The organism is Nostoc sp. 2RC, from assembly GCF_014222165.1.
Taxonomy (GTDB): Bacteria; Cyanobacteriota; Cyanobacteriia; order Cyanobacteriales; family Nostocaceae; genus Nostoc; species Nostoc linckia.
The window spans coordinates 1-5,974 of record NZ_JACKZU010000448.1 but is presented as its reverse complement, the minus strand read 5'-3'; the positions used below and the strand labels follow the sequence as shown (position 1 = coordinate 5,974).

Sequence of the window (5,974 nt, the reverse complement as noted above, 5' to 3'; positions counted from 1 at the left end):
CTCCCACACCTCCCACACCTCCCACACCTCCCACACCTCCCACACCTCCCACACCTCCCACACCTCCTGCTTGCCCAATGCCCCAGCCCCTTGCTACAATTCCTCACTTGGTTGCTCTAGCATTTCAGGTACTAAAGCTTGGTTAGTTTTGCGCTCGTCTGGTGATTGCTCGCGAATCACATCGTCCATTTTTGGAGGATGTTTGATTTTGTCAAGTACCTCTGGACTTAATTGTGATGTATCGCTTTCTGGATTCATCTTTTCTGCTTGGTTAGGAACTGTTTCCTTATTCATGGTTTTTACCCGGACTCATAGGCCAAGCTTAGATTTTTTAGTTGCAAGGCATACACTACCTTGGGACTTAAATTGTTATTTATACCAATTCGCAATTAACAGGATGTTTTAAATAATAAAGTCTAATTAATAACATTTGAAATTAAGTAGTTTCTATAAATAATCGAACTCAGTTAAATTAGTGAGTTATTTTACAGAATTATTTTCAATTACGTTAATTTACTTACATTCATTACGCAAAAATAACGTAATTACGTTATTACGAGCAATAGTGTAGTAGTTCCACTTGACGCGGGGATTGCTTCCCTACACTGCGTTTCGCTTGCAATGATAATATCGGCGTTGCGTAAGTCTTGACTTATCTTAGACTCTTAAAATGTGGGCTTCTGTACCTGCTATTGTATCTACATTTAGTATATTTATTTACTAACTTTTGACTAGATACTTTAATTAGCTATTCAGACAGGAAAAGGTAATACATGCTAGAATTATATCAGATAATGGCAATTATTCAAGAGCAATTTAGAATAATTTTGCGCTGTGTCGAGTAAAAAAGCTAAAATCTACGATTTTTGGAGATTTTTAGGTTATGACAACCTCACAGGAGAGGATTATCCCGACAGACTTGCGAAACGAAATGTCGCAGTCTTATCTGGAATACGCCATGAGCGTGATAGTGGGTCGGGCGCTGCCAGATGCAAGGGATGGTCTAAAACCTGTGCATCGTCGCATTCTCTACGCAATGCACGAGCTAGGTCTGCTGCACGATCGCCCGTTTAAGAAATGTGCCCGTGTGGTGGGGGAAGTATTGGGTAAATATCACCCCCACGGTGACACGGCTGTGTATGATGCTTTGGTGCGGATGGCGCAGGATTTTTCCATGCGATCGCCTTTGGTAGACGGGCATGGTAACTTTGGTTCGGTGGATAACGATCCGCCAGCGGCAATGCGATATACAGAATGTCGCTTGCAAGCTTTAACTAGTGCTGGCTTATTACACGATATTGAATCAGAAACCGTAGACTTTGCGGATAACTTCGACGGTTCCCAGCAAGAACCCACAGTACTCCCAGCCCGGATTCCCCAATTACTGCTCAACGGTTCCTCTGGGATTGCCGTGGGTATGGCGACGAACATTCCGCCACACAATTTGGGGGAATTAATTGACGGCTTGGTGGCACTGATTCACAATCCAGAAATCACCGATATCGAATTAATGCAGTATGTCCACGGCCCCGACTTTCCCACTGGGGCACAGATTTTGGGGACAGCTGCCATTCGGGAAGCTTACACCACCGGACGCGGTTCCATTACCATGCGCGGTGTCGCCAGCATTGAAACCATCGAACAGCGGGGACGCCCAGATCGAGAAGCAATCGTCATCACCGAATTGCCCTATCAAACCAACAAAGCGGCGTTAATTGAAAAAATCGCCGAAATGGTGAACGAAAAGCGGCTAGAGGGCATTGCAGATATCCGAGATGAAAGCGATCGCGACGGGATGCGGATTGTCATCGAACTCAAGCGCGATGCTTATCCCCGCGTGGTTTTGAACAACCTCTACAAGCAAACACCACTGCAAGCCAACTTCGGCGCTAACATGTTGGCATTGGTGAATAGCGAACCCCTAGTACTCACCCTCAAGCAATTCTTAAGCGTCTTCTTGGATTTCCGCATCGAATCCATTGCCAGACGCACCCGCTACGAATTGCGAAAAGCTGAGGAACGCGACCACATTTTACAAGGGTTATTAATTGCCCTGTCCCACCTAGATGCAATTATTAACTTGATTCGCCATGCCCCAGATGCACCCACAGCCAAAGGCGAATTAATCGAAACCTACGGACTTTCGGAAGTGCAAGCCGATGCCATCTTACAGATGCAATTACGGCGGTTGACTGCCTTAGAAACCGACAAAAATTGTCTGGGACACGAAGAATTACAAACCAAAAATGCCGATTTGCAAGATATTTTGGCACGGCGGGAGAGGGTATTGGAAATCATTGAAACCGAAGTCACCGAACTAAAAACTAAGTTCGCCACCCCCAGACGCACGGTAATTTTACCAGGGGAAGGCGAAATCGACGAACGTGACTTAATTGCCAACGAAAAAGCCGTAATTTTACTAACAGAACAAGGCTACATTAAACGGATGCCCGTGAACACCTTTGAAGCCCAAAGCCGTGCTACCAGAGGTAAAGCCGCCGCCAAGGTCAAAGATGATGACACCGTTGAGCATTTCTTAACTTGCTGCGACCACGACAGCGTTTTGTTCTTTAGCGAACGCGGTGTAGTTTACTGCCTCAAAGCCTATCAAATTCCTGTGGGTTCCCGCACCAGTCGCGGTACTCCCATCGTGCAAATGCTACCCATTCCCAAGGAAGAGAAAATTACCTCCATTGTCCCCGTTGACGAATTTAGTAACGAGGAATATCTGGTGATGCTCACCAAAGGCGGTAACATCAAAAAAACCGAATTGGCAGCCTTTAACAGCATTCGCGCCAATGGCTTAATTGCCATTTCCCTAGAAGAAGGCGACCAACTCCGCTGGGTACGACGCGCCAGAGTAGAAGACAGCGTAATTATTGGTTCTCGTCAAGGAATGGCGATTCACTTCCGGTGCAACCACGACCAACTGCGTCCCTTGGGTAGGGCGACTCGTGGGGTGAAAGCCATGAAGTTGAAAAATAAAGACGAATTGGTGGGTATGGATATTTTACCTGCGGCAATTCTCGAAACCTTGGATACAGTTACAGAAGCCGAAGTTGAAGAAATTGAAACCGAAGAAATCGAAATCAATGAAGAGTCAGCAGAAGTTCCTGGTAATGCCAGTGTCGGCCCTTGGGTGTTGGTAATTACAATGGCAGGCTATGGAAAACGCGTACCAGTGGCTCAATTCCGCCTGCAAAACCGTGCAGGTCAAGGTTTAATGGCCACCAAATTCAAAAACCGTAAAACCAAAGACCAACTAGCAACTCTACGCATTGTGAACAACGATGGCGAAGAAATCATGATGGTCACCAATCGCGGTATTATTATTCGGCAAGCTGTAAATGCAATTTCCGTACAATCGCGATCGGCAACTGGAGTCAGAGTGCAGCGTTTAGATGAAGACGACGCCATTACCGGAGTAGCAATAGTTCCCCCTGATAGTGGTGATGCAGAAGAAGCAGAGTAAAAAACAGGGGAGGCAAGGAGAGAAATTAACCTCCTTACCTCCTTCGTTGATTGCCTTAGCCAGTGGTATTTTGATGGGGGTGACCGTCGCCCCCGTCGGTGCGTGGTTCCTAGCTTGGATTGCTCTAGCTCCCCTGTGGGTATTGCTTGTTACCTCTTCAAAACCCAAACACCAATTCCCCCCTGCCTTCCTCTGGGGCGTCGCCTTTCACGGTATCGCCCTCTCCTGGATTAGAGGAATTCACCCCATGACTTGGTTAGGTGTGCCGTGGTTGCCGAGTTTGGCAATCACGCTTTTTTGTTGGGGATTTATCACTGTTTTGGGGGGAATACTGGTTAGCATTTGGGCAGCTGTAATGGTGCGTTTGGGCGAGCAAAAATCTTGGCTGCGTGTATTAATTGGTACGGCTGTGTGGTGTGGTTTAGAGAGTCTCTGGAGTGCTGGGCCTTTGTGGTGGAGTTCTCTGGCTTACACACAAAGTCCGCATAATCTCGTAATATTACACCTTGGTCAACTCTCCGGGCCGAATGCTGTGACTGCGGCAATAGTCGCTGTGAATGGATTGATTGCTGAAGCATGGAGGAACCATACACACACAGAGAACGCAGAGAGAATTTCCTCTGCGGCCTCTGCGCCTCTGTGGTTCGTTAATAAATACTTAGTTACTGGCGTTGGACTATTAATTAGTTTACATTTAATAGGTTTTATTTTATACAGTCGTCCCATCGCCCAAACACCAGAAGCGGCGTTGAAAGTGGGAATTGTTCAAGGTAATATTCCTAATCGGCTTTTGCGGAGTTCCGAAGGATTTCGTCGCGCCGAAGAAAATTACACCAAGGGATACATAAGTTTAGCCAATCAAGGTGTCGATGCAGTTCTCACCGCCGAGGGGGCTTTACCTGTTTTCCAGCGTAACTTGATGACAACTGCTTTAGTGGCGGCGGTGAAGGAAAAAGGCGTAGTGGCTTGGATTGGGGCTTTTGGCGAAACAGGGCGCAGTTATACAATTAGCTTGTTTACTTTTAATAGTCGAGGGGAAATAGTCAGTCGCTACGACAAAGCGAAATTAGTACCTTTGGGAGAATATATTCCCTTTGAAGAAATTTTAGGTGGCATAGTTGAGCGGTTGTCGCCTTTGGAAGCACATCAAGTTGCGGGTGCAGCAAATCAGATATTTGACACTCCTTTTGGGAGAGCGATCGCTAGTATATGTTATGAATCTGCTTTTCCCGAACAATTTCGCTATCAAGCTGCGGCGGGGGGACAATTTATTCTCAGTTCCTCTAATGATGCTCATTACAGTCCATCCATGCCATTCCAGCATCACGCCCAGGATATCATGCGGGCAATTGAAACTGATAGATGGTCAGCACGGGCAACTAACACAGGATATTCAGCCTTTATAAATCCTCACGGGAGAACTTTGTGGATATCTGGATATAATACTTACGAAACTCATGCCGAAACAATTTATCGCCGACAAACAAAAACTTTATATGTGCGTTGGGGTGATTGGTTGACACCGTTGTTGTTAATCTCCTCTGGAGGACTTTGGCTATTTCAAAAGAGGTAAAAAATGCAAAGGAATTCATTATTTACTCATCGGATAGCAGTATTGGCAACAATGCACCAAAAAGAAAAAGCGATCGCTCCAATTTTAGCAGCAGAATTAGGAATTCAAATTATTGTTCCTCAAAATTTTAATACTGATGCTTTTGGGACATTTACTAGAGATGTTCAACGTCCAGGCAATCAAATTGCAACTGCTAGATTGAAAGCCAAAAAAGCATTAGAATTGACTGGTGAAAGTTTAGCATTAGCTAGTGAAGGGAGTTTTGTACCTCACCCTAGCATACCTTTTATTTCTACTAATCGAGAAATTGTAATACTTTTAGATACAAACAATAATTTAGAAATTATTGGAGAAGAATTTTCTCTAGAAACCAATCATAGCCACATTGTTGTGGAAAGTATCGACCAGGCATTGCAATTTGCTAAAAAAATCGGCTTTCCGGAACATGGTTTAGTGGTGATGTTTAGCGAATATCCTCAAGATAGTCAGCAAATTATTAAAGGAATTACTACAGAAAAGCAACTTGTAGAAGCCGTGAATTTTGCCATTGCAAATTCCCCCACAGGTAAAGCACATTTAGAAACAGATATGCGGGCAATGTATAACCCTACCCGCATGAATAACATTGCTAAAGCTACTCAAGATTTAATCAGAAAAATTCAAAGTTGTTGCCCACAATGTTCTACGCCTGGTTTTGAAGTCATTGAAAGAATTCCCGGATTACCTTGTGCAATGTGCGGTATGCCAACAGCTTTAACCCTCAATGTTATTTATCAATGTCAAAAATGTGGATTTAGTCAAGAAAAAGTATTTCCCAATGGAATTGAATATGCTGAACCAGCACAATGTATGTACTGCAATCCCTAGAGGGTAGATTTAATTTGAAAATTTTTCATCCAATAGAAATTGCTGCTGTCTCTTATACACAT

At 44.6% G+C, this 5,974-nt stretch carries 4 protein-coding genes; 3 read left to right on the top strand and 1 reads right to left on the bottom strand.

The window, feature by feature from the left end; all coding sequences use genetic code 11:
• Positions 1–93 precede the first annotated feature (93 nt).
• The gene (locus GNE10_RS31015) at positions 94–294 is read right to left on the bottom strand and encodes a hypothetical protein (protein WP_099066318.1); all 201 of its coding nucleotides are present in this window, start codon (positions 292–294) and stop codon (positions 94–96) included.
• 589 nt (positions 295–883) lie between these two features.
• On the opposite strand from GNE10_RS31015, the gene gyrA reads away from it, so the two are divergent.
• Genes gyrA through GNE10_RS31000 form a run of 3 tightly spaced genes read left to right on the top strand, consistent with a single transcriptional unit; the run spans position 884 to position 5,912 of the window.
• Entirely contained in the window at positions 884–3,472 is a 2,589-nt protein-coding gene (gyrA, locus tag GNE10_RS31010) for a DNA topoisomerase (ATP-hydrolyzing) subunit A (protein ID WP_185569706.1), read from the top strand.
• On the top strand, positions 3,453–5,045 hold the full coding sequence (gene lnt / locus GNE10_RS31005; protein WP_185569705.1) for an apolipoprotein N-acyltransferase: 1,593 nt from the start codon (positions 3,453–3,455) through the stop codon (positions 5,043–5,045). Before gyrA ends, lnt begins: the two co-directional genes overlap by 20 nt.
• 3 nt (positions 5,046–5,048) lie before the next feature.
• Entirely contained in the window at positions 5,049–5,912 is an 864-nt protein-coding gene (locus GNE10_RS31000; RefSeq protein ID WP_185569703.1) for a DUF6671 family protein, read from the top strand.
• The last annotated feature ends 62 nt before the right edge of the window (positions 5,913–5,974 follow it).

Bases quoted from the DNA above. Each gene is read 5' to 3' on its own strand.
- GNE10_RS31015 (WP_099066318.1), bottom strand. From the start codon at position 294: ATGAATAAGGAAACAGTTCCTAACCAAGCAGAAAAGATGAATCCAGAA.
- gyrA (WP_185569706.1), top strand. From the start codon at position 884: ATGACAACCTCACAGGAGAGGATTATCCCGACAGACTTGCGAAACGAA.
- lnt (WP_185569705.1), top strand. From the start codon at position 3,453: ATGCAGAAGAAGCAGAGTAAAAAACAGGGGAGGCAAGGAGAGAAATTA.
- GNE10_RS31000 (WP_185569703.1), top strand. From the start codon at position 5,049: ATGCAAAGGAATTCATTATTTACTCATCGGATAGCAGTATTGGCAACA.